This window comes from Mesorhizobium sp. M0292 (assembly GCF_040321695.1).
Classification (GTDB): domain Bacteria; phylum Pseudomonadota; class Alphaproteobacteria; order Rhizobiales; family Rhizobiaceae; genus Mesorhizobium.
In genome coordinates this window covers 318,139-343,616 of sequence record NZ_JAMYSB010000002.1, presented here as the reverse complement: position 1 = coordinate 343,616, position 25,478 = coordinate 318,139, and the positions used below count along the sequence as shown (strand labels likewise).

Here is a 25,478-nt window from a genome sequence, read left to right as displayed (position 1 = left end):
ACGATGATGCAGCAGAGCCTCGCCTTCGAAGGTCGACCGCGCACCGACTTCCGCCGCATGGCCGTCGTCGGCTACGTGGCCATAGCGCTCTTCGTCGGCTGCTTCGGCTATTGGGCGGCGAACGCGCCGCTCTCCGGCGCGGTGATCACCTCCGGCACGATCTCGGCGACGGGCGGCAACATCCTCATCCAGCACCCCGAGGGCGGCATCATCGAGCAGTTGCTGGTGCATGAAGGCGACCGCGTGCAACAAGGCGAACCGCTGGTCCTCCTCGACCGCACGGCGGCCGAGGCCGACCTCAACCGGCTGACCAGACAGTCGATCGCGCTCAGGGCAAGTGCCGCGCGGCTGGAGGCCGAGCGCGACGGATCGGACAGGCTGGCACCGATCACAGAGGCAGCACCCGCGCCGTTCCAGCGCGATTTCGACAATCTGGTGCACGAACAGCAGAAGGAGTTCGAGGCCAGGCTCGCCCGGTTCCGCTCCGAGCAGTCGATCCTGGCGCAGCGCGTCGCCATGCATCGTGAGTCGGCGCTGGGACTGGACGCGCAGAAACTGGCCATCCAGCAACAGGCCGAGATCGTGAAGAAGGAACTCGGCATCAAGACCGGCCTGCTCGACAAGGGTCTCACCAACCGCAGCGAATATTCGCAGCTTCTGCGCAGCGAGGCCGATCTGGTCGGCCAGGCCGGCGCGCTGGAGGCGGATATCGCAGCGACCAAGACGCAGATCGTCGAAGCCCAGGCGCAGATCGAGCGGGCGACGACGCAACGCGTAGAGGACGCGCTGACCAAGCTCGACGAGGTCCGCACCAGCCTGGCCGACATCGGCGAACAGATCACCGCAGCCGAGGCGGTGCTGGGGCGCACGACGATCAAGGCGCCGGCAGCCGGCATAGTAGTATCGTCGACCTACAACTCCAAAGGCAGCGTGATTGCGCCGGGGCAGAAGATCATGGAGATCCTGCCGACCGCGTCGGGCCTCATCGTCGACGCGAAGCTGCGGCCGAAGGACGTGGATCTGGTTCGCGTCGGCCAGCCGGCGAAGCTCAGGCTGTCCGCCCTGAACGCGCGCCTCACCCCTGAGGTCCCGGCTACGGTGACGCAAATTTCCGCCGACCGGCTGATCGATGAAACCACGCATGAGGCGTATTTCCGCGCCAGGCTGAAGATCACCGACACGCTGCCGCAGGGCGTGAAAGCCGAGCAGCTTTACCCGGGAACGCCGGTCGAGGCGTTTATCAGTACCGGCGACCGAACCTTCCTCGAATATCTGGCGCGGCCGATGCTGGACTCGTTCGCGCGGGCGTTCACGGAGCGATAGGCGAGGGCGCCCCGCCCGACATTCGGTTCGGATGCCTGAGATGGGTCGGCGTGATACCGGTCTGATGGCGGAAGACACGGCTGAAATGGCCGGCATTGGGAAAACCGCAGCGGTAGGCGATGTCGCCGATTGCCAAGTCGCTCCCCTCCAGCAGCGACTTGGCCTGATGTACGCGCAGCGCAAGATAGGCGGCCATCGGGCCGATGCCGAGCTCGGCGCCGAACAGCCGCTCAAGCTGCCGCCGGGATAAATGCAACCGGCCCGCGATCTCGGCGACCGACAGCGTCTCCTGGAGATTGCTTTCCATCAGAAGCAGCGCCCGCTTCACCGCTCGGCTCGACGCGGCCGGAAAGAGATCGCCGACGGGCTGCACATCCAGGCTCGAGCGGATGCGGTCGAGCACGAGGATCTTGGCGGCTTTTTCCGCAGCCTTGCGGCCGATGAACTGCGACACGAAATGGCCGGCAAGGTCGGCCGCACCCGTGCCTCCGGCGCAGGTCGAGCGGCCCCTATCGACGGAAAACAGGCTGTCGGCATGGGCGTTCACATCAGGGAATTGGCTGCGGAAATCCTTGATGTGAAACCAGCTGACGGCGGCACTGTAGCCATCGAGCAGACCGTAGCGCGCGAGCACGAAGCTGCCGGTGCAAAGCGCCGTCAGCGGCACGCCCTTTTCGGCCGCCCGCAACAGGAAGGCCTCCTTTTCGGAGCTGAGGCTGCGGTTGGTGTCGAGCAGGCCGCCGACCACGACGACATTGTCGAACTCCTGCGGATTGCCGATCGCCTTGGTCGGCAGCAACTCGACACCGCAACTCGCCCGGATCGGCAGGCCACGCTCGCCAACGATCTCCCAGTCGAACTCGATCCGGCGGCTGCGGTCGCCCTCATCGCCGGCCAGCCGCAGCGTGTCGATGAACAGCGACAGCGGCGACAGCGTGAAGTCGCGAACCAAGAGAAACGCAAACCGCCTGGCCATTGTTGCTCCGAAACGTTCCTTCGGGTGGATGGAAGCAAAGATGTCGCACAGGCGAGCACGCGGCGCTTTTCAGGAGAAGCCACCGGATGTCGGAGATGAGATCGACGGCCTCAGTGCGGAGCTGGAAATTCTCTGGGTTGTGTGGTGGTCATGGGATGTCGTCATCTACGCTCACACAAGACAGGCAGATGGACCAGTGGAATTGATCAGCATGGCACGGCGTGAGAAAAACCCTATCGTGTTTGTGTAACCTGCAGCACCAAAGCGGAGCCCAAGCCATGACCCTCACCAATCGCGATATCATCGAGCTGACGGCATGGCGCCGCAAGCTGCACCAAAACCCGGAGATCTCCAACGAGGAAGAACAGACCGCCAAGGAAGTCGTCAGCTTCCTCGCCGATACAGGGCCGGACAAGGTACTGACCGGCCTCGGCGGTCATGGCGTGGCGGCGGTCTATGACAGCGGCCAGGCGGGACCGACGGTGCTGTTCCGCTCGGAGATCGATGCGCTGCCGATCGAGGAGCTTTCGGGCGTCGAGCATGCCTCGCAGGTGCCGGGAAAATCGCATATGTGCGGCCATGACGGCCACACCGCGATCCTGGCCGCACTTGGCCGTCAGCTCGGACGAGAACGGCCGGCGCGCGGCCGCGTCGTCTTGATGTTCCAGCCGGCGGAGGAGACCGGCAATGGTGCCGCCGGCGTCGTCGCCGATCCACGCTTTGGCGAGATCGCGCCGGACTTCGCCTTCTCGCTGCACAATCTGCCGGGCGTGCCGTTCGGCGAGGTGCGGCTCAAGCCCGGCGTGGTCAACTGCGCCTCGCGCGGCATCCGCATCGTGCTGGAGGGCAAGACCGCGCATTCCTCCATGCCCGAAACCGGCGTGTCGCCGATGCCGGCGATCAGCCAGCTGATGCCGACGCTTCCGGCACTGGGGCGCGGCACCTTTGCCGACGATGATTTCAGCATGGTCACCGTCACCCATGCGACGATGGGCGAGGCCGTGTTCGGCATCGCGCCCGGCTACGCCGAGGTGTGGGCGACGCTGCGTACAAGGCGCGACGAGCGCATGGCGGAACTGGTCGCGGCGGCGGAAGCGTTGGCCACCAGGATCGCGGCCGAGCACCACCTTTCCGTGCGCTGCGACTATCACGAGATCTTCGTCGCCAGCGTCAACGCTCCAGACGCGGTGGAACATCTCAACCGCGCGCTGGACGAAGAGGGCGTCGCGCGCAGCGAGGAAGCCTTGCCGATGCGCGCTTCGGAAGATTTTGGCATCTTCGGCCACAAGGCGAGGTCGGCGATGTTCTTCCTCGGCGCGGGCGAGCGCACCCCGTCATTGCACAATCCCGATTATGATTTTCCCGACGATCTGATCCCGATCGGTTCGAAGATCTTCATGCGCACGGCGCGCAACCTGCTGGGGTGAGCGGCCCTGCAAAATCCGCATCCTGGAGCTGCCTTTTTCCCGCTGGAATCGTCTTGTAGTCGCCTCCTACATTAGGAGGGGCTTGCGGATGAGAATTGCAATGGTCGTCGCGTTGACTGCGACAGTGGCAGGGTGCGTATCGTCTCCGGTCCAGTATGGAGCCTCGCTCTCGACCCAAGACCCGAAATGGGCGACGCCGGAATGCCAGCAGGCCCGCACCGATGCCATGAATTACGACGCGCGCGAGAAGGAGCATCCGGGATGGGCCGCCGGCGTCGTGCTGGGGCCCTACAGCATGGGCCTCGTGGCGGCCATCAAGGAGAACGAGCAGAAGCAGCGAAGGCTGCTCGCACGCGAGGTGCATTTGCAGTGCTCAAGCCTGCCCTTGCCGAGGGATCTGGACTTCGATCCAAAGATCTACGCGCCAAAGCCGACGCATTACCCCTGAGGGTGGCTTGCCGGCGGCGATCATGATGCGCCCTTGGCGTCAGAGGCCAGTCGACCGGCCCGCGCAGCTCGGGTAACAATGACCGTCTTTGGCGAAAGGGGTCCAATGCGGCAAGTGCCCATCGTGATGCAGCCGTTTGGCGGCATGGCGAACAAGATGTTCCAGTACATGTTTTGCCATGTGCTGGCGAAGCGTATCCCCGGTGGCTATGTCTGCGACGCCGACCTGCCGGAATGGTCCATTGCCAGGGTGCGGCCGCCTTTGTTCTGGAAATACCGGCTGCTTCGGGTCGACGGCTATCACCGCTACGACCTCGACGGGATCATAGCCGCGTTCCGCGACAGGCGGGCGCGGAGCATCCGCTTCAAGGGCTTCGCGCAGCGGCTGGGTTATTATGACCGGGACGAGGTCTCCGGGCTGTTCGACGGGCGTGCCGTCGCCGCGCCGACCCATGGCGACGATTTTCTCGTCATCCATGTGCGGGCCGGCGACATCCTCGACGGCTTCCACCGCAACTATTGCCCGATGCCATTCGGCTTCTTCGAGACGCTCATCAAGGATAGCGGCCGCAAGCCGGTCTTCGTCGGCCAGACCCATGACGACAACGATTATTGCCGGCGCCTGCGTCAGCGTTTTCCCGATGCTGTCTTCGCGCCGAAGGCGTCGCCATTGACCGATTTCGAGACGCTGCGCCGGGCGAGCCATCTCGTCACGGGGGTGAGCAGCTTCTCCTGGCTGGCCGGTTGGTTGTCTTCGGCGCGGACGATCCATCTGCCGGTGGCCGGCATATTCGACCGGTGCATCAGGCCGGATATCGACCTGCTGCCCCTTGACGACCCACGCTATCGGTTCCACCAGTTCGACATGGGCGACTGGACGGGCTCTTCGGAGCAGCTTGCGGCATTTTATGGCGATGCGATCCCGTTCCGGCAGGTCGAGCCTCAAGCAGCAGCGGGTGGCGCGGGGAAAGCGTTGCGATGAGAATTCCGTTTTCCGTCAACAGGCCGGTGATCTGCGCGATCATGAAGCTGGAGCAGCCCTATGTGATCGAGTGGGTCGCCTGGCACAAGCTGCATGGCTTCGACCTGATGATCGCCGACAACTGCAGCGCCGGACCGCAGACGGCGGTGCTCCAGGCGTTGCGCGATGCCGGCTGGATTCGGCTGGTCGACTGGCGACACGACACGGTGCTGCCGCAGCGGCGGGCCTATTCCTATCTTTACTGGCAGGCATTGCTCCACGGCTATCGCTATCTGGGCTTCATGGACGCCGACGAGTTCCTCGAGCCGCTCGACGCGCCGCCCTGGAGCGGAGCCGAACTGGTCCGCTCGCTTTTGAGCCGCCCGGGCGTGCGCAGCGTCGCCTTTCGCTGGGTGAATTTCGGCAGCGACGGCAAAGAGGCCTATGACGACGAACTGGTGACGGTGCGGTTTCAAAGGCGCGGCACGCATGACGCCCCGACCGCGCGCTGGAAGAAGTCGTTTGCCCGCGTGTCCTCGGTGCTGCGCAAGGCGCTGCGGGATCCCGGGCAGTTCATGCCGCACCCGCACGGTTTCCGCATCTCGCTGCGCAGGACGCTGGTCGACGGCATGACGCTCGACAAGCACCCGGCGGCCATGCCGATGGAATGGAAGATCGGCTGGATCCGCCACTATGCCGTGAAATCGAGGCAGGAACTGGCCGACAAGCATGCCCGCGGCGGCGGCTTCACGCCGTCGAGCGAGGCGCCGTCGCTGGACGAGTACCGGGTATCGAGAGATCAGAACGATATTCTCGATCCGCTCGACGATGCGACGGTGGGCGCCTTGCGGGCAAAGGTTTCGGAAATCGTCAGGTCGCTCGACCCGGCGGTCATCCCCCAGACGCGGCCGCTTTTCACGCAGCGGGGTTGAGGATCAGCGGCGCGGTAGCCATGCCATGAAACGACATCGAGGCGCGGCGCTCGGCATTTGCGGCATCGAGCCGCCATCCGGGCGCACGGGTGAACAGGGCTTCTATCATCGCCGCGATCTCGATACGGGCGACATGCTGCCCGAGGCAGACATGCAGGCCGGTGCCGAAGGTCATCGACATGGTTGGCGGGCGCGTGAGGTCCAGCCGGTCGCCATCGGCGAAGACGGCATCGTCGCGATTGCCGCTGCCGAGCACCGGCACGACCGCTTCGCCAGCCGCAATCCTGACGTCGCCGAGGTCGATGTCCTGCGCCGCGATGCGGGCGACGGCGTATTGCACCGAGGCGCCATAGCGCAGCAGTTCGGCCGCCGCGCTGCTCCAGTCGACAGCGCCGCGCTCGAGCAGCGCGCGCTGTTCGGGAAAGCGATCCAGCGCAACAATTGCGTTGCCGAGAGCGTCGACGACAGTCTCCTGTCCGGCAAACAGCATGAAGACGATGTTGGCCACCATGTCCCCGCGCGACCAGCGGCCTTGCGCAACCTCCCGCACCATGCCGGCAACCATTCCGTCCGGCCGGTAGGCCTGTCGAGCCAGCCGCTCCTCGACAAAAGCCTGGCATTCGCGATAAGCCTCGGCGCTTGCTGCCGGCGGCTGCGCTCTTCGCAGGTCGAATGCGCTGGCCATGCGGCGGGTCACCGATTTCAACGCCCAAGGGTCCTCGATCTCGATGCCGAGGATTTCCTGCAGCAGCCAGAAGGACACCGGCACGGCGAGCCCGGCGACGGCGTCGACGCGGCCATCCGCCAGCGCACGCTCGACCAGCTCGTGGCTCAGCGCGCGAAGACCTTGCGTCAGAGCTTCGATGGCCGGCCGTGAGAAAAAGCCAGCGACCGGCCGGCGCAAGGCGCCATGCTGAGGCGGATCGGCGAGCAGCACCGAGCGGCTGAGCAGAGCCATGGGCGCATGGTCGACGAGCTTGCGGCGGACCTCTTCATATGTACCCGGCGGCGCCTGAAGAAGAGCGGGATGCTTCAGCGCGCCCGACACCAGCTCATGGCTGAACACATAATGCGCGTCGGCCAGCTCGGGATAGGGCGCGACGCCGCGCGCAATGCCGCCGGCGGCGCGCATGCGGGCGAAATGCGGAAACGGGTCGTCGCCGAGCGCGAACGGATCGAAATGCGGAGCTGTCATGACGGCTCGAATCTCATGCCTTGAGATTCTTGGCTGAAATGACCCTGAAGCCGCCTGACGTGGCGTCCTGCGGGAAGAAGTCCGGCATGACGTAGAGGAACTCGCATCCGTAGACGCGGTAGTGCATGCGCAGCAGCGGATCGCGGATGATCTCTTCCAGCGGCGGTCTTGTGCCGGTCTGGTTCCAGCGGTCGATGGTGGCGCGGAACCGCGCATCGGCCTTGACATGATCATACTCTTCGCCCGAGGAGCCGGCATAGGACGAGCAGCGGCCATCGCCGATCAGCCAGCTGGCGCCCAGGCGGCGGCCGTGGCTCTCCATCTCCTTCAAGAGCCGCACCGCCGTGTTGGAGCCGCGATGGCTCGGCCGGACGCAGAGATTGTAGGCGTAAAGTGCGTAAACCGGCTCGCTGCGCGGCAGCGATGCATAGGCATCGAAATTCCTGGGGAAATCGGCGCGCACCAGCGGATCCTGGCTGGTCTCGGTAAAGCAGATGGTGCCAGCAAGCAGATCGCCATCGATCGCGCCGAACATGGTGTGTCCAAGTGCCAGCCGGTGGCGGATGGTCGTTTCGCTCGCCTGCAGCGGTGCGGCCCAGGCGGCAGCCTCAAGCTCCATCAGCAAAGGGATGTCTTCCAGGTCTAACCGGCGGATGGGTATCGCAACATCGTCTAAATTCATGTGTCGGCTGCCTCGACTTCTAACGCGTTGATGGCGCATGGCAGTTTCTTGCCAATGCGGTTTGCAGCTTCACGGAAACGTCAACCTGTTCTATCTCCTGTTTGACGCATGCCGGATCGAGAACCATTTCACGGCTTTCACAAGCCTGTCTAATTATCATGGTTCCCCTTTGCAATTACATACGGACAACGGAAACGCATGATATTTTACGTCGCGCACCGGGAGCACGCCTACACGCAGGCGGTGGTGCTTCTGTATCACCGGACTGACCTGGAGGCGTGGTTCCGGCTGGTGCGCTACGAGGATGCCGGGCTGCTGCGCGGCGTTCGCGCCGGGGTGGTCATCTGGTCCGACATGGACCGGCTGACATCGGACGAATTGAGCCGCGCGGCCGGCATCAGCGCCGAACTGGCTGACAACACCGGCCTGACGCAGCTCAATCACCCGACCGCCAGCCTGCAGCGCTTCGACCTGCTGCGCCTGCTTCATGCCGACGGCAGCAACGCTTTTCGTGTGTTCAGGCCGGACGAGCTGGAAGAGGCGATACGCTATCCCGTTTTCATCCGCGACGAGACGGGCGCACTCTACAGGGAGCCGCCGCTGCTGCACGACCGGCCGGCGCTGGACGCCGCGATCGCCCGGCTGGACGGTAGCGATCTGGTGCGGCCGATGGTGGTGGAGATGATCGGCACCCCCGGAATGGACGGTTATTTCAGGAAGTACGCGGCGTTTCGGGTCGGCGATACGATCTACGGCCAGCATTGCGCCATGTCGAAATCGTGGTTCGTCAAGAATTCGCCCGAGCAATTGCTGCCGGCGCATATCGAAGAAATCAGGACCTATGTCGATACGAATCCTGACGCCAATGCGGTCATGCAGGTCTTCGAAAAAGCCCGCATGCAGTATGGCCGCATCGACTACACTTTCGTGGACGGCAGGCTTGTAGTGTTCGAGATCAACAGCAACCCCACCGTGCTCAGCGACCCGCCGACGCCGTTCGCCATCTATGACCCCAAGCCCTTTGCCGATCTTCAGGCCGACGCGCTGCTCGCGCTGCCGCAGGCTACCGAGGCGGACTCGCTGGCTGCAATCGACACCGCCCACCAGTCGGCGCTGGCCAAGTTGCGGCGCCATTACCAGATGAGGCGGTTGAAGTTAACGCTGCGAAAAGTGCTCAGGAAGAGGAAATAGCCGCCGCCTCCTCCGCAACCCGAAAGTACACCACGTCACGTTTCGTCGGATCTTGTCACAGCCTGCCTGGAACCAAATCACGGGCTAGATTGTTCAAGTTGGTTACGACGCCGACGAGCCCTGCCGGTTGGGTGAGCGGCGCACTTGAGGAGCTCCCACCATGACCATCTCGTCCAGCTTTCGTTCGCTCGCGGTTGCGGCCATCACAACTGTGTCCGTCAGCGCTGCCAGCGCCGCGCATGCCGATAGCGGCACGATCCGCTTTGCCGTCTACAAGGCGGCCTTCTTCGTCGGCGGTTCCGGCGGCGAGGGGACGCTGACCTTCCACGGCCGCTCCTATCCCATCACGATCGGCGGCGTTTCGGGCGGCTTCGCCTTCGGGGTTTCCAAGACCTATTTCCGGGGCACCGTGCGCCATATCCGCAGGGTGCGGGATGCGACCGGGGTTTATGGCGCGGCCGGCGGTGGCGGCGCGCTCGGCAAGGGGGCGCAGGTGATCGTCATGACCAACGACAAGGGCGCCCAGCTCGAGCTTACGGGCCGGCAGGTGGGCCTGCAGGTGAATGCGGATTTGAGCGGGATGGCGATTTCGTTGAAGTAGGAGGGCGGGCGAGCTCTGGGTGGGCACAGGCGCCCAGGGTGATGGCAATCGCTTAGGGTGCCCCCCACTCCGTCTCGGCTTCGCCGAGCCACCTCTACCCCCACATTCGTGGGGGAGAGGAAACGCTAATTTTCGAGGTTGCGGCCTCGACAGTGTTGAGTTTTTTCTTCGCTCGAAAAGCTTGGCATTTCCTCTCCCCCACGGACGTGGGGGTAGAGGTGGCTCGGCGAAGCCGAGAGGGAGTGAGGGCTGGCGCTGGCCTCGGCCCCTACCGCTCCTCCACAATCCGCAAATATGCCGCCGTCACGAACAGCACGATCAGCCCGAACAAGATCCGCCGTGCCCCCTCCGGCATCTGCAGGATGGTCAGCAGCGTCGTCAGCACGGTCAGGATCAGGGCGCCGATGATGGTGCCGGTGTAGCCGCCGCGGCCGCCGAAGATGGAGGTGCCGCCGATGACGGCGGCGGCGACCGAGGGCAGCACCAGCGGTTCGGCGAGCGACAGCGACGGCGCCTTGATCAGGCCGATATAGAGCAGGCCGGTGATGCCGGCGAGCACGCTAGAGGTGACGTAGAGCGCGGTGATGACCTGCCAGTATTGCACGCCCGACAGGCGGGTCGCGCGCTCATTGTCGCCGACGGCGTAGAGCAGGCGGCCGAAGCCGGTGCGGGCGAGCGTGAAGACGATGAGGGCGGCGAGCGGCACGAACAAAAGCAGCGCGTTGGGGAAGCCCCATGTCACGCCGGTGCCGAGCCAAGCCAGGAAGTCGGGGATTTTTGCGCCCGACGCGATCACCGTGCGCTGGTAGACCTGCAGGCAGCCGGTGCCGATCAGGCTGGTGCCCAGCGTCATGATCAGCGGGTGGACGCGGAAGACACCGACGCCGATGCCGTTAACGAGGCCGATCAGCACCGCCGGCATCATCGCCAGGAGGAACGCCACCGCCGGGTCCTGGTTGACCACTTGCGTCGCCATGATGAAGGCGCTCATCGTTGCCACCGTGCCGACCGACAGGTCGATGCCGCCGGTCAGCATGGTCATGGTCTGGCATCCCGCCAGGATCGCCAGCGGTATGGCGAATTTAATAGTGTTGGCGATCCAGCGCTCGTTGACGATGCCGGGGCGCAGGATCTGCAGGATTATAACCAGGATGGCGAGCAGGACGATCAGCGGGATGAGCGGGCGATCGGCCATGAAGCGCTTTATGCGGCGGCCGATGGGGACCGGGGTGATGGCGGTGGTGCTCATGGGGTGCGCCCAATGTTCTGCGAGGACAGTGCTCTACGGCGCCCCCCTCTGGCCTGCCGGCCATCTCCCCCACTTGTGGGGAGATTGGCAGCTCCAGCGCCTCGCTCCTTTTTGCAACGTTGAAGGCTGGCGAAAGCGGCGATGACAGCTGATCTCCCCCCTCGTGGGGGAGATGTCCGGCAGGACAGAGGGGGGCGCGAAGGAACGCCGACGTCTCTCTGCGACAGCACACCCATCATTGCCGCCCCCGCATGGTGATAAACGCCCCGAACATCACCACCGCCACCATGATCAGCCCTTCAATAATCGCGGTGACATTCGGGTCGATGGCGAGCAGCGTCAGGTCGGTGCGCACCAGCCTCAACACGAAGACGGCGACGATGGGGCCGAGCAGGCCGCCCTTGCCGCCGCCGAGCGCGACGCCGCCCAGCACCACGGCGGCGACGCTGGCGAGCAGATAGGGGCCGGGGATGGGGGCGCCGATGCCGGTGCTCATGGTCAGCGCCAGGCCGCCAAAGGCGGCGAACAGGCCGGACAGCGCATAGGCGATGATGCGGGTGCGCTTGACCGGCACGCCGGAGCGGAACGCCGCCAGTTCGCTGGAGCCGATGGCGTAGATGGAGAGGCCCAGGCGCGAGCGCCGCAGCGGGATCCAGATGACGCAGAGGCAGACGATCAGCACCAGCAGCGCCTTGGGCAGCCAGGCGTCTATGGTGTCGGGCAGGCCGGGGATCGGAACGGTGCCGGAGATCAGCACCTTCAGCCATTCGGCGATGCCGCCGCCCGGCGCGTCGAGCACCAGCAGGGCGGCGCCCTGCAGCACGAACAGCATGGCGAGGGTGACGACAATGTCGGGCACGCGGGTGACGACGATGAGCAGGCCGTTGAGCGCGCCGAGCACGAAACCCATGGCGAGCACGAAGGGCACCACGAACAGCGCGTATTCCTCGCTCGCGCCATTCATCATCGACGCCGCGGTGACGCTGGTTAGCGCCATCATGGCGGCGACCGACAGATCGATGCCGCCGGCGATGACCACCACCGTCTGCGCGGCGACTGCGAAGGCATAGGGCAGAACGGCGCGGGCGAGCGAGCCGAAATCATTGCTGCCATAGGCCGGCTGGATGATCCTGGTGGCGATGAACAGGACGATGAGCAGGGCGAACAGGCCGACAACCCAGCCCTGGCGGCGCAGGAAATGGCTCATGGCGTCGCCTCCGGCGAAGCCGAAGTGTTCGCGGTCGGATCAGCCAATATGCCGATATCGGCCTTGGCGCCGCGCGGCAGGCCGTAGGCGGCGCGCATCAGCGCCGGCTCGTCGGCCTCCTCGACCGGAAAAATGTCGACGAGGCGGCCGCCAAAGATGACGATGACGCGGTCGCAGACGCGCTGCACCTCTTCGAGTTCCGAGGTGTAGAACAGCACCGACTTGCCGTTGCCGGCGAGTTCGCGCAGCAGCTTGTAGATCTCCTGCTTGGTGCCGACATCGATGCCGCGCGTCGGGTCGAAGCACAGGATGGTGCGGGCATCCGCCGCGATCCAGCGGGCGATGGTCACCTTCTGCTGGTTGCCGCCGGACAGGCGCTGCACCTCGCCCTGGGCGCGGGTGTCGATCTGCAGCCGCTCGATGGCGCTGAGCACGGTCGCGCGCTCGCGGCGCATGTTGATCGGCCCCCAGTTGCGCAGCGCGGCACTGAAGGGCAGGGCGATGTTTTCACGGACCGAGCGCTGCATGGCGAGCGCCTCGGAGCGGTCGCCCGGCACATAGGCAATGCCGGCGCGGATGGCGTCGATCGGGTGGGCGAATTTCACTGGCTGGCCATCGACTTCGATCGTGCCGCCGGAGGGCCGGATCGAGCCGGCAAGGGCGGCGAACAATTCGTCCTGGCCCTGGCCTTCGAGCGCCACGACGCCGGCGACTTCGCCGTCGGCGAGATCGAAGGAGACGTCGCTGAGCTTGGCGCCGACGCGGAGATTGCGCACGGAGATGCGCGGCCGGGCAGCTGCGGGCGCGGCCTTCTCGGCGGCGCTGCGGGCGGCGACATGAGTTTTCACGATACGGGTGCCGAGCATCAGCTCGACGATCTTTTCCTCGACTCCGGGTACGATGTCGACGACACCGACGGTCTCGCCGTCGCGCAGCACGGTGGCGCGGTCGCACAGTGCGGAGATTTCGACGAAGCGGTGCGAGATGAAGATCACGGCGCGACCGGCATCGCCCTGGCGGCGCACCACTTCCAGCACTTTTTCGGCGAGGTTGGCGGGCAGGGCCGCCGTCATCTCGTCGAGCAGCAGCACGTCCGGCTCGACGGCGAGCGCCCGCGCCAGGTCGAGCACGCGCAGCACGGCCAGCGGAATGTCGCGCGCGGGGTCGCGCAGATCGAGGTCGGTGATGCCGAGCTCGCGCACCCAGGCGCGGAACGGCTCGACCGGCGTGCCGGTGAGCCTGAGATTGGAGAGAACGTCGAGATCGGGGATTAGCGACGGCTCCTGGTAGACCGGCAGCAGCCCGGCGCGGCGCGCGGCGGCGGGCGAGCGAATGTCGCGCGCCTCGCCACGGATCAGGATGCGGCCGGAGTTCGCCGGAATGGCGCCGGTCAGGATCTTCACCAGCGTCGACTTGCCGGCGCCGTTGGCGCCCATCAGCGCGTGGACCTCGCCCGGCAGCACGGAGAGCGACGCGTTGCGAAGCGCTGCAACCGCGCCGTAGTTCTTGGCGACGCCGGTGGCGTCGAGGAGGGGGCTGGTGGTCAAATGGTTTGTTGTCAAAATTGATGGTTCCAGAAACTAATGTCGGCGCTCTACGGCGCCCCCTCTGTCCTGCCGGACATCTCCCCCACAAGGGGGGAGATTGGCAGTTCCGGCGCCGCCCCTCGTCTTGCGACGTAGAAAATTAGCGAAAGCCGAGATGACAGCCAATCTCCCCACCTGTGGGGGAGATGTCCGGCAGGACAGAGGGGGCGCGGTAGAGCGCTAGTCTGTGTGGCGAGGACGGCCGTTCGCCATCCTCGCCAGTTCATTCAAACCAGGCTTACTCCCCCGGCCCCTTGCAGGCCACGATCTGCTCCTTCGTGTAGGTCGTCCACTCCGGGATCGAGATCGAGACCGGCCATTCCGGGCTGAGCGACGGGTCGGCGGCTGCCTTCAGCTTGGCCTTGCCTTCGTCGGTGGCGTTGTCCCACAGCTGCGGGTCGACCAGCACGGTCTGCTGCGCCGGCTTCTTGCCGTCGAGGATCTGCAGCGCCAGCGTCACGCCCGCGCCGCCGATCGAGCCGGGGTTGGTGACGGCTGCACCGACGAGACCTTTCACCGAGCTCAGCTGGCCGACGAAGCCGGCATTGTCGGCGCCGACCACCGGCACCAGCGCCGCCTGCGATTCGACCAGCGCGTCGACGATGACGTTGTCGATGCCCGACGTCCACACGCCGTTGAACGGCGTGCCGGTGGCCAGGAACGACAGCATCTGCTGCTTGGCCTGATCCTGCTGCCAGCCGGTGAAGACTTCCTGCGCCACCTTCACGCCGGGGTTTTCGGCCAGCGCCTTCTTGAAGCCTTTGTCGCGATCGCTATCGGCCGAGGCGCCGGCGGCGCCGCGCATGTAGAACACTTCGCCCTTGCCGCCCATCTGCTGGAACAGCCATTTGGCGCCGAGATAGGCATACTGTTCCTGGTTGTTGGAGATGATGTAGGCCGACGGTTCGGTCACCGCCTGGTCGACGGCAACGACGACGATGCCGGCCTTGGTGGCTTCTTCCAGGCCCGCCTTGATGCCGGCGGGATCAGCGGGGTTGACGACGATGGCGTCGACCTTGGCGCTGATCAGATTGCGGATGTCTTCGAGCTGGCCGGCGGCATCGGTGTTGCGGTGGGCGATGTTGAGCTTCGTCACTTCGCCCGAAGCCAGCGCCTGCGCCTTCATGGCGCAGACCATTTCCTCGCGCCAGCCATTGCCCTGCACGGTGTTGGAAATGCCGATCGTATATTTGGCTTCGGCCGACGACACGCCCATCGATGCCAGCAAGGCAGCGCCCGCAAGCAACGGGACCATGGTCAGTATTTTCTTCATGTCAGTACTCCTCCACATTGTTGTTTTTCGTCTCAGGGCCAGACCCTTCGGCAGGATCGGACCAAGTCATTCACCTCGTCATTTGACGAAGGGGCGCAGCACGTCGCGGGCGAGCAGGAAGCCCCGCGTCACCGCATCGTCGTTGCCTTCAAACCGCCTGTCCTCATGTTCGATGATGACCGAGCCGTCATAGCCGGCGCGGTAGAGGCCGGAGAAGAAGCCGCTCCAGTCGACATCGCCCAATCCCGGCATGCGCGGCACCTGCCAGCCTATCCCGGCGGAAAGGATTCCGCGCTCATACAAACCATCATGATCGATCATCAAATCTTTGGCGTGGACATGCAGCATGTAGGGGCCGAACTCCTTGATGAAGCGGCCCTGGTCGATCATCTGCCAGACCAGGTGCGAGGGGTCGAAATTCATGCCGACCTCGCCGCCCCAGGCCTCGAGGATGCGCCGCCAGATGTAGGGCGAATAGGCGATGTTGTGCCCGCCCGGCCACTCGTCATAACTGAAGATCATCGGGCAGTTCTCGAAGGCGAGTTTTACCCCGTGATCGCGCGCATAGGCGACGGTCTCGGGCCAGACTTTCAGCGCGTCCTGCCAGTTGACGTCGACGGTCTTCGAGGCATCGCCACCGCAGAAGGTGTTGACCACCGGCACGCCCATATTGGCGGCCAGCACGATGACCTTCTTCAGATGGCCGATGACGGCCTCGCGATGGGCGGGGTCCGGATGCAACGGGTTGGGATAGTAGCCGAGGCCGGAGACCGTCAGCTTCTTCTCCGTCAGCGAAGCGACGATCTCCTTGGCCTGCGCGGGCGAGGTGGAAGCTGCATCGATATGGCTGGTGCCGGCATAGCGTCGCGTCGCGCCAGAGGTCTTCGGCCAGCAGGCGATTTCCAGCGCCTCGAAGCCGGCCGAGTGCGCCCAGTCGGCGACCTCGCCAAGCGGCGTCTCCGCAAACGGTGCTGTAAGAACTCCAAGTTTCATTCTGCCTCCCTAGACCCGACGACTATAATGCCGATTGTTTGGATCGCTTCAACGTCGCGACCTCATCTTGTTCAAGACTGTGCCGGACAGCCGCCATCGGATCGTCCGACAGCAGGTCGCCCAGGGCCGATGTGACGGCCGCGCGGAACGTATCGTCGGCGGCAAGGCCGGGGTCGAATATCCCGTGGATGGCAAGGATGGCGGACACCAGCGCGCTGGCATCGGGACCCGTCGCGTCGGCGATTGCGGCGACCTTGCCGGCATAGGGATCCGACACCGGCCAGCGTCTGCCGAAACGTTCCGAGGCCTGGATCAGATAGGCCATCCAGCCGGCGACCGGCACCGACAGCAGGCCGATGCTCTGGCCCATCGCGAGCCGGTCGCGGATCGGGTTGAGCAGGCGCTGGACGATCTTCTGCGAACCGTCGGTCGCGACCTGGTGGTTGCGGTGGCGGATCGCGGTGTTCTTCAGCCGGGCAAGGCTCTGCTCGACATAGGCGAGCGGCAGGACGCCGGATACCGGCATCAGCGTCGGCACAGTCTCCTCGACCAGCATGCGCCTGATGAAGTCCGACAGCAGCGGGTTGGCTATGGCATCCGATGTGTGCTCGAGCCCGGCCAGCACGCCGAGCGTAGCCAGTGTCGTCTGGGCGCCGTTCAGCACCCGCATCTTGAGATGCTCGAACGGCGTGACGTCGTCGACGAAGGTGGCGCCGACCAGATCCCAGCGCGGCATGCGGCCGGCGAATTTTTCCTCGATCACCCACTGCCGGAACGGCTCACCGACAGCGACGGCGGCATCGTGGTAGCCGAACCATTGTTCGACACTATCGAGGTCATCCTGCGTCACCGCCGGCGCAATGCGGTCGACCATGGCCGAGGGGAATGCGACGTTGGCCGCGATCCAATCGGCCAGCCCATTGCCGCGCGGTTCGGCAAAGCTGCGCACGACGTTGCCGAGGATGACGCCATTGGCCGGAATGTTGTCGCAGGACAGCAGCGTCAGCGGCCGCCCATGCGTGGCCCGGCGCTGCTCCAGCGCCCGCACCAACAGGCCGGGCACGCTGCGCGGCGTCTCGGGGTTGGCGAGGTCATGGACGATATCAGGGTGGCCGAGGTCGAGTTCGCCGCTGGACGGGATGTGGCAATAGCCTTTTTCGGTCACCGTCATCGTCACCAGCTCGATATCGGGTGAGATCAGCACGCCGAGCGCCGGTGCCGCACTCTCCTGGCTGTCGACCACCCGGACGATGCTGCCGATGACGCGCGCCTCGATGTGGCTGTTCTCGCGGATCAGCCTTGTGTAGAGCCCGCCCTGCCGTCCCAGCGTGTCGGCAAGGCTGGGCGGACGGATGTTGATGCCGACGATGCCCCAGCGGTCGAAGCGCAGCGAGATGAGATCGTCGGTGTATTCGGCCTGATGGCAGCGGTGGAAGGCGCCGACGCCGAGATGCGCCATGCCGGGCGAGAGGAGCGTACGGTCATAGGAAGGTGTCTGCACCGATGCCGGCAAGCGATCGAGCAGCGCCGGCCCAAGCGTTTCGATGGAAGCGCTCACCGGTTCGCCCCGATCACCGCCTGCTCTTGGTCGACAACCGCGCCGGTCATCGGGCCGGCGGCGTCGGACAGCAGGAAGACGGCGAGGCTGGCGATGTCGTTCGGGGTCAGCAGCCGCCCGAAAGGCTGCGCGGCATTGGCCTTGTCGAGCCAGCCGGGGCCGTTGCCCAATGTCTCCGCCTGCATGATGCGTTCGGCCGGCGTGTCGGTCCAGCCGACATTGATGCCGTTGACGCGGATGCGGTCGAAGCGGTGGGCGTTGGCGGCGTTCCTGGTCAGCGTCGCCAGCGCGCCCTTGGTGGCGGAATAGACGGCAAGCTCCGGCGAGCCGCAATGGGCATTGATCGACAGAATGTTGAGAATGGCGCCACCTTGGCCGCGCTGCTTCATGTCGGCAATCGCCGCCTGCATCAGGAAGAACGGCGCGCGCGCATTGACGGCAAACAGTGACGCCCAGTCGTCGAGGCTGGCGTCGAGGAAAGAGGCGCGATCGGTCAGGCCGGCGGCGTTGACCAGCGCATCGATGCGGCCGAAGCGCTCGATGCAGGCCTGCGCCAGAAGGGTGGGGGCGTCAGGATCGGCAAGGTCGGCGGCGACGAAGATGGTCGGCGTGCCCAATTGCGAAAGCTCGGCCGCCACGGCCTCGCCACGCGCCCTCTCGCGCCCGGTGACCAACAGCCCGGCGGCACCGGAACGCGCCAGCGTCTCGGCAATGGCGCGGCCAATGCCTTGCGTCGACCCGGTGACCAGAGCCACCTTGCCGTCAAGCCGGATCTCCATTCCTCCTCCCGGGAATAAAGTTTCTATTTTGAGAAATATGGAACGGCAATTCCCGATAGTCAATTGGACCAGTGACGCCTCATTCGCCGCGCAGCGTCGCCACGCCATGGACCAGCGCCATCCCAACGGCGAGCGAGGCCGCCAGTGAGCGGAAGCCGGCAAAGTCGGATTCCACCACTTCTAGCCAGCTGTCCGAGAGCGGGGTCAGCGGGCTGAAGGTGCTGTCGGTGACGGTGACGATACGCGCCTTGCGCTCATGCGCCACCGCGACGAGATCGGGCGTGATCGAATTGTAGGGGCTGAAGGAGACAGCGAGCACGGCATCCCGGCCGCCGATGCAGCCGATCTGGTCGAGTGCGGAGGAGCCGACATTGTCGACCAGCACGTTGCGCACGCCCTGCTGCGAGAGCGTCAGCGAGAGATAGGCGGTGACGGGAAAGGCGCGCTTGGAGCCGATGACATAGATCAACTCGGCCGCTGCCAGCAGCGCCACCATCTTGTCGAAACTCTCGACATCGAAGCCGGCCTCGATGCGGCCAAGCGAGGCCTGCGATGCGCCGACCATGCCGTGCAGGAAATGCAGATTCGGCTCGGTCTCAGTGCGCGGCTCGCCGCGCCCTTCCGGCCATGAGCCCTTGATGTGCTCCTTGAACAGGCCCTGGAAATCGGAAAAGCCGGAATAGCCGAAGATCTGGGCAAAGCGCACCAGAGTCGAGGGCTGCACGCCGGCCTGTGCCGCAACCTGCGCGATGGTGCCGAGCGCGACGTCGCTCGGATGCTGCCACAGGAAGATTGCCACCTGGCGCAGCCGCTTGGGGAAATGCACCGTGCCCGACGACAGCACGGCGCGCAGCTCCTCGTAGGTCTGCGGCTGGATATAGCCGAGTGCTGCCAGGGAGCGCCCGCGCTTGCGCGTCGCCGCCTCGTCGGTGCTGGACCGTCCGGATGCCTTGCTTGCCCCAGTCATGATTTCAGGCTAGCGCGATACGATCGTTTTACAATATGAAAATTGGAAATCATGTTCGAAAGTGTGACTGATGCGAGCGGTCAAAAGCAGCGCTCTACGGCGCCCCCCTCTGTCCTGCCGGACATCTCCCCCACGGGTGGGGAGATTGGCAGTTTCGCCTTCGGCGCCCTCTTGCGACGTCTGAGATTGGCGAAGGCCGCTGTGGTGCCTGATCTCCCCCCTCGTGGGGGAGATGTCCGGTAGGACAGAGGGGGGCGGGACAGAACTCGACGACGGCAAAACTGTCTTCCCAGGAGGAAACATGGTCTACGCAACATCGGACGGATCGGCGGGCAAGCGGCTGCGGGTCGGCATGGTCGGCGGCGGCCGCAACGCTTTCATCGGCGCGGTGCATCGGCTCGCCATGCGCCTCGACGACCAGATCGTGCTGGTCGCCGGCGCGCTGTCGTCGGACCCGGAAAACGCCGCCGCATCGGCCGCCGTGATCGGCATCGCGCCCGAGCGCAGCTATGCCGATTATCGCGCCATGGCACGAGCCGAAGCGGCGCGGCCGGACGGCATCGAGGCGGTGGTCATCGTCACGCCCAACCATCTGCACGCGCCGATCGCCACGGCCTTTCTCGAGGCCGGCATCGACGTGATCTGCGACAAGCCGCTGTCGACGACGCTGGCCGACGCAGAAGCATTGGTGGCGCTGGCGCGGGAGAAAAAGCGACGCTTCGTCGTCACGCTCAACAACACCGGCTACGCCATGGTCCGCCAGGCGCGCGAGATGGTGGCGGCGGGCGCGCTTGGCCGCATCGTGTCCGTGCATGGCGCCTACATCCAGGACTGGCTGACCAAGCCGATCGACGCCGAGGGCCAGAAGCAGGCGGAGTGGCGCACCGATCCGGCGCGCGCCGGGCAGTCGGCGGTGCTGGCCGATATCGGCGTGCATGCCTTCAACCTGGCAAGCTATATCTCCGGCTGTGAGGCCGAGGCGGTGTCGGCCGATCTGTTCACCGCCGTCCCCAGACGCCGGCTCGACGACAATGCGCATGTGCTGGTGCACTGGACGGGCGGGGCGCGCGGCACGATCCTCGCCAGCCAGACCTCGCCCGGCCACTACAATGATCTCTCGGTGCGCATCTATGGCGACAAAGCCGGGCTCGAATGGTCGGGCGGCCGGCCGGAAGAACTGCGCTTCTCCATCTACGGCGAGGAGACCCGCACGCTGGTGCGCGGCGGCCATGGCTCGACCACTGAGAGCCAGCGCGTGTCGCGCATGCCGGCGGCGCATCCGGAGGGATATATCGAGGCCTTCGCCAATTTCTACCGCGACGCCGCCGACATCATTCGCGCGCACCGTTCGGGCGGGTCGGTTGATCCGGCGCGCGCGGCACAGGTGCCCGATGTCGTCGATGGCGCGCGCGGGGTGAAGTTTGTGGCGGCGGCGGTGGAGTCGAATGCTGCGGGTGGGGCTTGGACGGCGGCACGGTTCGGGTGAGGCGAGCTATCCCTTGATCGCCGAGCCGACGATGGAATCGACGAAGAAGCGCTGCAGGAAGACGAACAGGATGAGCGGCGGCAGCACGGCCAGCGTGGCGCCGGCCATCACCAGGCCGGTGTTGACCGCGCCCCTGTTGTAGCTCAGCAACCGGCTCAGGCTGATGACGATCGGATAGGCGTCGGCATTGCCCTGCAGCACGGTCAGCGGCCACAGATAGCTGTTCCAGTGATAGACGAAGGCGAAGAGGGCCAGAGCCGCGATTGCGGGGGCGACGCTCGGCGCGACGATCTTGTAGAGGATCAAGAACTCCGAGGCGCCGTCCATGCGCGCGGCGTCGATGAGCTCGTCGGGCACGCCGGAGATGAACTGGCGCATCAGGAAGATGCCGAAAGCATTGACGAGATTGGGCACGATGATGCCGGCGAGGCTGGCGTTGAGGCCGATCGAGCCGACCAGGCGATAGAGCGGGATCAACGTCACGATCGGCGGCAGGAACATGGTGGCGATCAGCAGAGAAAACAGCAGCGACTTCCCGGGGAAGTGGTATTTGGCGAAGGCGTAGCCGGCCATCATGCTGGTCAGCAGGATGCCGGCGGTGGTGATCGAGGCGATGACCAGAGAATTCCACATCGAGCGGCCGACATTGATCACGCCCGACACCTTCTCATAGGCGTCGAGGCTCGGCGTAAGGGGGATCCACACCGGCGGCACCTGCATGCTCTCGGCCGGCGTCTTGAGGCTCGACAGCGCCATCCAGACCAGCGGGAAGGCCGAGGCGACGGCGACCAGCAGCATCAGCGTCGCCAGCAGCGCCTTGCGGCCGGACGGGCGCCGGCGCGACAGCCGGCTCGACGATCCCGCGCTCATTCGTCGTTCTTCCGGTTGGCGAAGGCAAACAGCGCGCAGACGACGACAATCAGCGAAAGCATCAGCATCACCGCCATGGCCGAACCCAGTCCACCCTGCGCACGCTCGATGCCGACGCGGCGGATGTGGTAGGTCAGCACATTGGTCGAGCCGACCGGCCCGCCCTGCGTGATCAGGGCAACCGGCTCGAACACCTGCACGGCGTTGATGATGGCGATGACGGCGCTGAACAACAGCGTGCGCCGCATCAGCGGCAGCGTGATGAAGCGGAACTGCTCGAAACGGTTGGCGCCGTCGAGCTTTGCTGCTTCATACAGGCTGCCGGGGATTTGCGTCAGTCCGGCGATCGCCAGCACGGTGAAATAGCCGACCTGCTGCCAGACATTGAGGAAGACGATCGAGATCAGCGCCGAGCGCGGCGACGACAGGAAAGGCTGCGGGCCGATGCCGATAAGGCCGAGCATCTGGTTGAGAGGGCCTTCGCTCGGCGAATAGAGTTTCGACCACACCAGCGCCACGGCGATCATCGGCACCATGTAGGTGGCAAACAGCACCGTGCGCAGCGCCGTGCCGCCGGCGACATCGCGCTGGTAGACCATCAGCCCAAAGGCCACCGACAGCGGCAGGATGAGGATGACGGAGAGCGCGGTGTAGACGGCTGTGTTGACGAGCGCGGCCTTGAAATCGCGGCCGACCGAGGTGGCCCCGAAAATCTCGCGGAAATTGTCGAGGCCGATGAAGCTGGCGCTGGAAAACGGTGTCTGCGTCGACCAGTCCTGGAACGACAGCCAGACGGTGAGCAGCATCGGCAACAGGACGAAGATGCCGATCAGCGTCACGGCGGGCGCCAGCATGATGCCCGCCGAGGCACGGTACCTCTGAATCATTATTTGGCGGCGCGCTCCAGGATCGAAATGGCGTCGGCCTGCGCCGTCGCCTGCGCATCCTTGGCCGAGACCTGGCCATACTGCAACGCCTCGAGCGTCTGCTGCAGCGATTCCGAGAATTCCTGGCCGCCGGGCACGACAGGGAACGGCTTGGCGTCGGTGAGCACGCTGACATAGCCGGAGAGGAATTCCGAGCCGAGCTTGTCCTTGTGCGCCTCGATGTCGGAGAGGCGTGAGGGCAGGATGCCCATCGACATCAGGATATCCGACATCGCGGAAGCGCCGTTCTTGCCGGACTTTGGATTGTTCAGCCAGGCGAGGAAGTCCCACGCCGCCTTCTGCTCGGCGGCACCTGCATTGGCGTTGACCACGGTCATCCAGGAGTAGGAGATCGAATGCGGCTTGTCGCCGCTCGGGCCGACGGGAATCGGCGCCGTTGCAATGTCGGCGAACTTGTCGCCCATGCCGGCCTTCAGTGCGCTCTCCCACCAATTGGCCATGATGATCATGCCGGTCTTGCCGGAGACGAAATTGTCGAGGAAGGGGCCGGTGGTGTTGGCGTCTGCGGTCGCCATCGCCGGCACGCTGGCGCCCGACTTGATCAGGTCCTCATAGAACTGGAAGGTCTCGGTCGCCTGCGGGCTGTCCAGCACCGGCTTGCCGTCCTTGACCAGGTCGCCGCCATTGGACACCAGCAGCGAGGCGAAGGGGTGGACGACGCCGGCGGCCCATGAATTGATCATGCCGAAGCCTTGCTGTCCCGCATCCTTATTGGTCAGCTTCTTGGCCGCATCCTTGAATTCGTCCCAGGTCTTGGGTGGCGCCGCGATGCCGGCCTGCTTGAACAGCGCCTTGTTATAGTTCAGCGCATAGACATCGATCTCGTTGGGGATGCCGTAGAGCGTGCCGCCGACCGAGGCGGCGCTGGTGACGCCCGCCGGCCAGGCGGCCATGACCTCGCTGGCCACCGCATCGGGAGCGGGCGCGACCAGCTTGTCGCGCGCCAGTTCCGGCAACCAGAGATCGTAGATGCCGCCGATCGTCGGGCCGTCCGCGCCGCCGCCTTGCGAGCGCAGCGTGGTCAGGAGGTCGCCAAAGGGGACGGCACGCACGGTGACGCTGACATCCGGATTGGTCTTGGCATAATCCTTGGCCGCCGCTTCCAGCAGCGCCACCGTCTCCGGCGACCAGTGGGTGAGATAGGAGATGTCGACCGATTGCGCCCAGGCCGTGGCGGGCAGGATGGCGAGGCCTGCGGCCAGTGCCAGTTTCGACGTCCAGGCAAACGACATTCCTCATCCTCCCTATCGGTTCACATGAGGTTATGACAAGTCAGCGCGGCGACGCAAGGGCTTGCTGGCGAAAAAGTCTCACATGGTACGGTCACAGATTTCTTTGCGGCGCTGGAATGTGGATATTTATCGTTAGGTAACAAACGGATGCAGGTACTGCAATGTCGTGAGGGGGCCAACGCCGCCATTCCTGAGGCGCAGCAGACCTCTTGCGAATACCGCTATGTCGTTATAATGACTTTTGCTGAACCAATGACTTCTCACGGCACGGGAACGCCGCGGGACGCCAAGGACAGAGAACAATGGGAGAATGGCAATGAGCATGCTTTCACTTCACCGGCGCGCAGCACTTGGGCTGATCGGCGGCCTTGCCGCCGCCTGCGTCGGCGTCTTCGCCTCATTGCCGGCGCGAGCCGCCGACAGCACGGTGACGCTGTGGAGCTGGCGCACCGAGGACGAGGCCGCGATGCGCCGCATCTTCGATGCCTTCGAGGCGAAGAGCCCCGGCATCAAGGTCGCCATCCAGTTCACGCCCGATGCCGACTACCAGAACCGGCTGAGTACGGCGCTGCGCGGCGGGCGCGGGCCCGACATCGCCCAGCTCAAGGCCTATGGCGAATTGCAGCCCTTCGTCGAGGCGGGCTATCTCGACGCGCTGGACGACAGCGTGCCGGAGCTGAAGAACATGGAGGACGCAGCGCTTGGCGGCGCGCGTGGCCGCGCTGACGGCAAGCTCTACGGCGTGCCCTACTCGGTGCCGATGATGGGCGTCTTCTACAACCAGGATATCTTCGCCGCCCAAGGCATCGAGATCCCCAAGACCTACAAGGATTTCACCGCCGTCTGCGAGAAGCTGAAGGCGGCCGGCATCACCCCGATCGCCACCGGTGGCGCCAACGGCTCGGCCTGGGAACTGGAGATCGCCGTCGGCGTCGTCGGCCCGACCGTCTATGGTCCCGGCTTCTACGACGAGATGATGAGCGGCAAGGCGACCTTCGAGGATCAGCGCTATGTGGCGGCGCTGAAGCGCTTCGCCGAGCTGAAGCCGTATTTCCCCGACGGCTTCGCCGGCATCGACTACACCACCGCCACGCAGCAGTTCATCGGCGGCAAGGCGGCGATGTTCCTCGGCGGTTCGTTCGAGAACGGCAGCTTCAAGGCGCAGAACCCGAAGCTGAAATTCTCGATCTTCCCGTTCCCCGCCGACGATGCCGGTGCAAAACTCTACACCTCGGCCTTCTCCGACGGCTCCTATGGCCTGGTCTCCGAGAGCCAAAACAAGGAGGCCGCGACCAAGGTGCTGGGCTTCATCGCTTCGGCAGAGTTCGCGCAGATGTTCGCCGACGAGCTCGGCTGGCCGCCGGCCCGCACGGATGTGACGGTGAAGGATCCAGTGCTGGCCTCGATGATGGAGATGGCGAAGAATTCGACGCCCTATCTGACGCTGGTCGGCTTCCGCTGGCAGTCGCCGACGGCGTCTTCGGTGCTGCAGTCGGAGATCATCGACATGGTCGAAGGCAACATCGCGCCGGAGAAGCTGGCGGCCGACATGCAGGCCGCAGTCGCCACCTGGTTCAAGCCGAAGCAGTAGGCGCG

The 25,478-nt window shown here is 65.2% G+C and carries 23 protein-coding genes; 9 read left to right on the top strand and 14 right to left on the bottom strand.

The window, feature by feature from the left end; genetic code table 11:
- Window positions 1-3 precede the first annotated feature (3 nt).
- Entirely contained in the window at window positions 4-1,323 is a 1,320-nt protein-coding gene (locus tag NKI96_RS04465; protein ID WP_023691925.1) for an HlyD family type I secretion periplasmic adaptor subunit, read from the top strand.
- On the opposite strand, the gene NKI96_RS04460 is transcribed toward NKI96_RS04465, so the two are convergent.
- Complete coding sequence (locus tag NKI96_RS04460) at window positions 1,310-2,299, bottom strand: GlxA family transcriptional regulator (RefSeq protein WP_023691924.1); 990 nt, start codon at window positions 2,297-2,299, stop codon at window positions 1,310-1,312. The genes NKI96_RS04465 and NKI96_RS04460 overlap by 14 nt on opposite strands.
- Window positions 2,300-2,577: 278 nt before the next feature.
- Between NKI96_RS04460 and NKI96_RS04455 the strand changes: the two genes are divergently transcribed.
- From NKI96_RS04455 to NKI96_RS04440, 4 genes are all read left to right on the top strand, one after another.
- A complete protein-coding gene (locus NKI96_RS04455) occupies window positions 2,578-3,726 on the top strand; it encodes an amidohydrolase (RefSeq protein ID WP_023804632.1) in 1,149 nt (382 codons plus the stop codon).
- A gap of 88 nt (window positions 3,727-3,814) precedes the next feature.
- On the top strand, window positions 3,815-4,174 hold the full coding sequence (locus NKI96_RS04450) for a hypothetical protein (protein WP_023691921.1): 360 nt from the start codon (window positions 3,815-3,817) through the stop codon (window positions 4,172-4,174).
- A gap of 105 nt (window positions 4,175-4,279) precedes the next feature.
- On the top strand, window positions 4,280-5,155 hold the full coding sequence (locus tag NKI96_RS04445; protein WP_023691920.1) for an alpha-1,2-fucosyltransferase: 876 nt from the start codon (window positions 4,280-4,282) through the stop codon (window positions 5,153-5,155).
- Window positions 5,152-6,066, top strand: coding sequence for a glycosyltransferase family protein (locus tag NKI96_RS04440; RefSeq protein WP_023691919.1), 915 nt, complete (start codon window positions 5,152-5,154; stop codon window positions 6,064-6,066). The genes NKI96_RS04445 and NKI96_RS04440 overlap by 4 nt, the downstream gene beginning before the upstream one ends.
- Here the strand turns inward: NKI96_RS04440 and NKI96_RS04435 are convergent.
- Both NKI96_RS04435 and NKI96_RS04430 read right to left on the bottom strand, forming a co-directional pair.
- A complete protein-coding gene (locus NKI96_RS04435; protein ID WP_023686529.1) occupies window positions 6,050-7,261 on the bottom strand; it encodes a cytochrome P450 in 1,212 nt (403 codons plus the stop codon). The two genes, NKI96_RS04440 and NKI96_RS04435, sit on opposite strands and share 17 nt — an antisense overlap.
- Before the next feature lie 13 nt (window positions 7,262-7,274).
- Window positions 7,275-7,943 (bottom strand): GNAT family N-acetyltransferase, encoded by a 669-nt coding sequence (locus NKI96_RS04430; protein WP_031202403.1) that lies wholly within the window; start codon window positions 7,941-7,943, stop codon window positions 7,275-7,277.
- A gap of 198 nt (window positions 7,944-8,141) precedes the next feature.
- On the opposite strand from NKI96_RS04430, the gene NKI96_RS04425 reads away from it, so the two are divergent.
- Window positions 8,142-9,134, top strand: a complete 993-nt coding sequence (locus tag NKI96_RS04425) for a hypothetical protein (RefSeq protein WP_023686527.1) — start codon at window positions 8,142-8,144, stop codon at window positions 9,132-9,134.
- Between the two features lie 160 nt (window positions 9,135-9,294).
- Entirely contained in the window at window positions 9,295-9,735 is a 441-nt protein-coding gene (locus NKI96_RS04420; RefSeq protein WP_023686526.1) for a lipid-binding SYLF domain-containing protein, read from the top strand.
- Between the two features lie 268 nt (window positions 9,736-10,003).
- Here NKI96_RS04420 and NKI96_RS04415 read toward each other — a convergent pair whose 3' ends face one another.
- The 8 genes from NKI96_RS04415 to NKI96_RS04380 form a co-directional block, all read right to left on the bottom strand.
- Window positions 10,004-10,984 carry an ABC transporter permease gene (locus tag NKI96_RS04415; protein ID WP_352803090.1) on the bottom strand — a complete coding sequence of 327 codons (981 nt, stop codon included), beginning with the start codon at window positions 10,982-10,984 and terminating at the stop codon, window positions 10,004-10,006.
- 235 nt (window positions 10,985-11,219) lie between these two features.
- A complete protein-coding gene (locus tag NKI96_RS04410) occupies window positions 11,220-12,191 on the bottom strand; it encodes an ABC transporter permease (RefSeq protein WP_352724816.1) in 972 nt (323 codons plus the stop codon).
- Complete coding sequence (locus NKI96_RS04405) at window positions 12,188-13,738, bottom strand: sugar ABC transporter ATP-binding protein (protein ID WP_352803086.1); 1,551 nt, start codon at window positions 13,736-13,738, stop codon at window positions 12,188-12,190. The genes NKI96_RS04410 and NKI96_RS04405 overlap by 4 nt, the downstream gene beginning before the upstream one ends.
- 277 nt (window positions 13,739-14,015) lie before the next feature.
- Window positions 14,016-15,050 (bottom strand): ABC transporter substrate-binding protein, encoded by a 1,035-nt coding sequence (locus NKI96_RS04400; RefSeq protein WP_023710851.1) that lies wholly within the window; start codon window positions 15,048-15,050, stop codon window positions 14,016-14,018.
- A 78-nt stretch (window positions 15,051-15,128) separates the two neighbouring features.
- Complete coding sequence (locus tag NKI96_RS04395; protein ID WP_352803083.1) at window positions 15,129-16,043, bottom strand: sugar phosphate isomerase/epimerase family protein; 915 nt, start codon at window positions 16,041-16,043, stop codon at window positions 15,129-15,131.
- 22 nt (window positions 16,044-16,065) lie between these two features.
- Window positions 16,066-17,601 (bottom strand): mannitol dehydrogenase family protein, encoded by a 1,536-nt coding sequence (locus NKI96_RS04390; RefSeq protein WP_352803080.1) that lies wholly within the window; start codon window positions 17,599-17,601, stop codon window positions 16,066-16,068.
- Complete coding sequence (locus tag NKI96_RS04385) at window positions 17,598-18,380, bottom strand: SDR family oxidoreductase (RefSeq protein ID WP_023683118.1); 783 nt, start codon at window positions 18,378-18,380, stop codon at window positions 17,598-17,600. The genes NKI96_RS04390 and NKI96_RS04385 overlap by 4 nt, the downstream gene beginning before the upstream one ends.
- Before the next feature lie 79 nt (window positions 18,381-18,459).
- Window positions 18,460-19,347: a MurR/RpiR family transcriptional regulator gene (locus NKI96_RS04380; protein ID WP_023744115.1), complete on the bottom strand. Its 888-nt coding sequence runs from the start codon at window positions 19,345-19,347 to the stop codon at window positions 18,460-18,462.
- A gap of 301 nt (window positions 19,348-19,648) precedes the next feature.
- Between NKI96_RS04380 and NKI96_RS04375 the strand changes: the two genes are divergently transcribed.
- The gene (locus NKI96_RS04375; RefSeq protein WP_023737575.1) at window positions 19,649-20,833 is read left to right on the top strand and encodes a Gfo/Idh/MocA family protein; all 1,185 of its coding nucleotides are present in this window, start codon (window positions 19,649-19,651) and stop codon (window positions 20,831-20,833) included.
- Window positions 20,834-20,839: 6 nt separating this feature from the next.
- Here the strand turns inward: NKI96_RS04375 and NKI96_RS04370 are convergent, their stop codons facing one another.
- From NKI96_RS04370 to NKI96_RS04360, 3 genes are read right to left on the bottom strand one after another with little or no spacing between them, the layout of a single operon-like run.
- Window positions 20,840-21,703 (bottom strand): carbohydrate ABC transporter permease, encoded by an 864-nt coding sequence (locus NKI96_RS04370; RefSeq protein ID WP_352803076.1) that lies wholly within the window; start codon window positions 21,701-21,703, stop codon window positions 20,840-20,842.
- Window positions 21,700-22,590: a carbohydrate ABC transporter permease gene (locus NKI96_RS04365; RefSeq protein ID WP_023744116.1), complete on the bottom strand. Its 891-nt coding sequence runs from the start codon at window positions 22,588-22,590 to the stop codon at window positions 21,700-21,702. The genes NKI96_RS04370 and NKI96_RS04365 overlap by 4 nt, the downstream gene beginning before the upstream one ends.
- On the bottom strand, window positions 22,590-23,882 hold the full coding sequence (locus tag NKI96_RS04360) for an ABC transporter substrate-binding protein (RefSeq protein WP_023744117.1): 1,293 nt from the start codon (window positions 23,880-23,882) through the stop codon (window positions 22,590-22,592). The genes NKI96_RS04365 and NKI96_RS04360 overlap by 1 nt, the downstream gene beginning before the upstream one ends.
- A 316-nt stretch (window positions 23,883-24,198) precedes the next feature.
- On the opposite strand from NKI96_RS04360, the gene NKI96_RS04355 reads away from it, so the two are divergent.
- Window positions 24,199-25,473 (top strand): extracellular solute-binding protein, encoded by a 1,275-nt coding sequence (locus NKI96_RS04355; protein WP_352803072.1) that lies wholly within the window; start codon window positions 24,199-24,201, stop codon window positions 25,471-25,473.
- The last annotated feature ends 5 nt before the right edge of the window (window positions 25,474-25,478 follow it).

Coding starts and splice junctions, on each gene's coding strand:
- NKI96_RS04465 (WP_023691925.1), top strand. CDS start 4: ATGATGCAGCAGAGCCTCGCCTTCGAAGGTCGACCGCGCACCGACTTC.
- NKI96_RS04400 (WP_023710851.1), bottom strand. CDS start 15,050: ATGAAGAAAATACTGACCATGGTCCCGTTGCTTGCGGGCGCTGCCTTG.
- NKI96_RS04430 (WP_031202403.1), bottom strand. CDS start 7,943: ATGAATTTAGACGATGTTGCGATACCCATCCGCCGGTTAGACCTGGAA.
- NKI96_RS04420 (WP_023686526.1), top strand. CDS start 9,295: ATGACCATCTCGTCCAGCTTTCGTTCGCTCGCGGTTGCGGCCATCACA.
- NKI96_RS04360 (WP_023744117.1), bottom strand. CDS start 23,882: ATGTCGTTTGCCTGGACGTCGAAACTGGCACTGGCCGCAGGCCTCGCC.
- NKI96_RS04445 (WP_023691920.1), top strand. CDS start 4,280: ATGCGGCAAGTGCCCATCGTGATGCAGCCGTTTGGCGGCATGGCGAAC.
- NKI96_RS04355 (WP_352803072.1), top strand. CDS start 24,199: ATGAGCATGCTTTCACTTCACCGGCGCGCAGCACTTGGGCTGATCGGC.
- NKI96_RS04460 (WP_023691924.1), bottom strand. CDS start 2,299: ATGGCCAGGCGGTTTGCGTTTCTCTTGGTTCGCGACTTCACGCTGTCG.
- NKI96_RS04455 (WP_023804632.1), top strand. CDS start 2,578: ATGACCCTCACCAATCGCGATATCATCGAGCTGACGGCATGGCGCCGC.
- NKI96_RS04375 (WP_023737575.1), top strand. CDS start 19,649: ATGGTCTACGCAACATCGGACGGATCGGCGGGCAAGCGGCTGCGGGTC.
- NKI96_RS04410 (WP_352724816.1), bottom strand. CDS start 12,191: ATGAGCCATTTCCTGCGCCGCCAGGGCTGGGTTGTCGGCCTGTTCGCC.
- NKI96_RS04415 (WP_352803090.1), bottom strand. CDS start 10,984: ATGAGCACCACCGCCATCACCCCGGTCCCCATCGGCCGCCGCATAAAG.
- NKI96_RS04365 (WP_023744116.1), bottom strand. CDS start 22,590: ATGATTCAGAGGTACCGTGCCTCGGCGGGCATCATGCTGGCGCCCGCC.
- NKI96_RS04440 (WP_023691919.1), top strand. CDS start 5,152: ATGAGAATTCCGTTTTCCGTCAACAGGCCGGTGATCTGCGCGATCATG.
- NKI96_RS04450 (WP_023691921.1), top strand. CDS start 3,815: ATGAGAATTGCAATGGTCGTCGCGTTGACTGCGACAGTGGCAGGGTGC.
- NKI96_RS04395 (WP_352803083.1), bottom strand. CDS start 16,043: ATGAAACTTGGAGTTCTTACAGCACCGTTTGCGGAGACGCCGCTTGGC.
- NKI96_RS04435 (WP_023686529.1), bottom strand. CDS start 7,261: ATGACAGCTCCGCATTTCGATCCGTTCGCGCTCGGCGACGACCCGTTT.
- NKI96_RS04380 (WP_023744115.1), bottom strand. CDS start 19,347: ATGACTGGGGCAAGCAAGGCATCCGGACGGTCCAGCACCGACGAGGCG.
- NKI96_RS04370 (WP_352803076.1), bottom strand. CDS start 21,703: ATGAGCGCGGGATCGTCGAGCCGGCTGTCGCGCCGGCGCCCGTCCGGC.
- NKI96_RS04385 (WP_023683118.1), bottom strand. CDS start 18,380: ATGGAGATCCGGCTTGACGGCAAGGTGGCTCTGGTCACCGGGTCGACG.
- NKI96_RS04425 (WP_023686527.1), top strand. CDS start 8,142: ATGATATTTTACGTCGCGCACCGGGAGCACGCCTACACGCAGGCGGTG.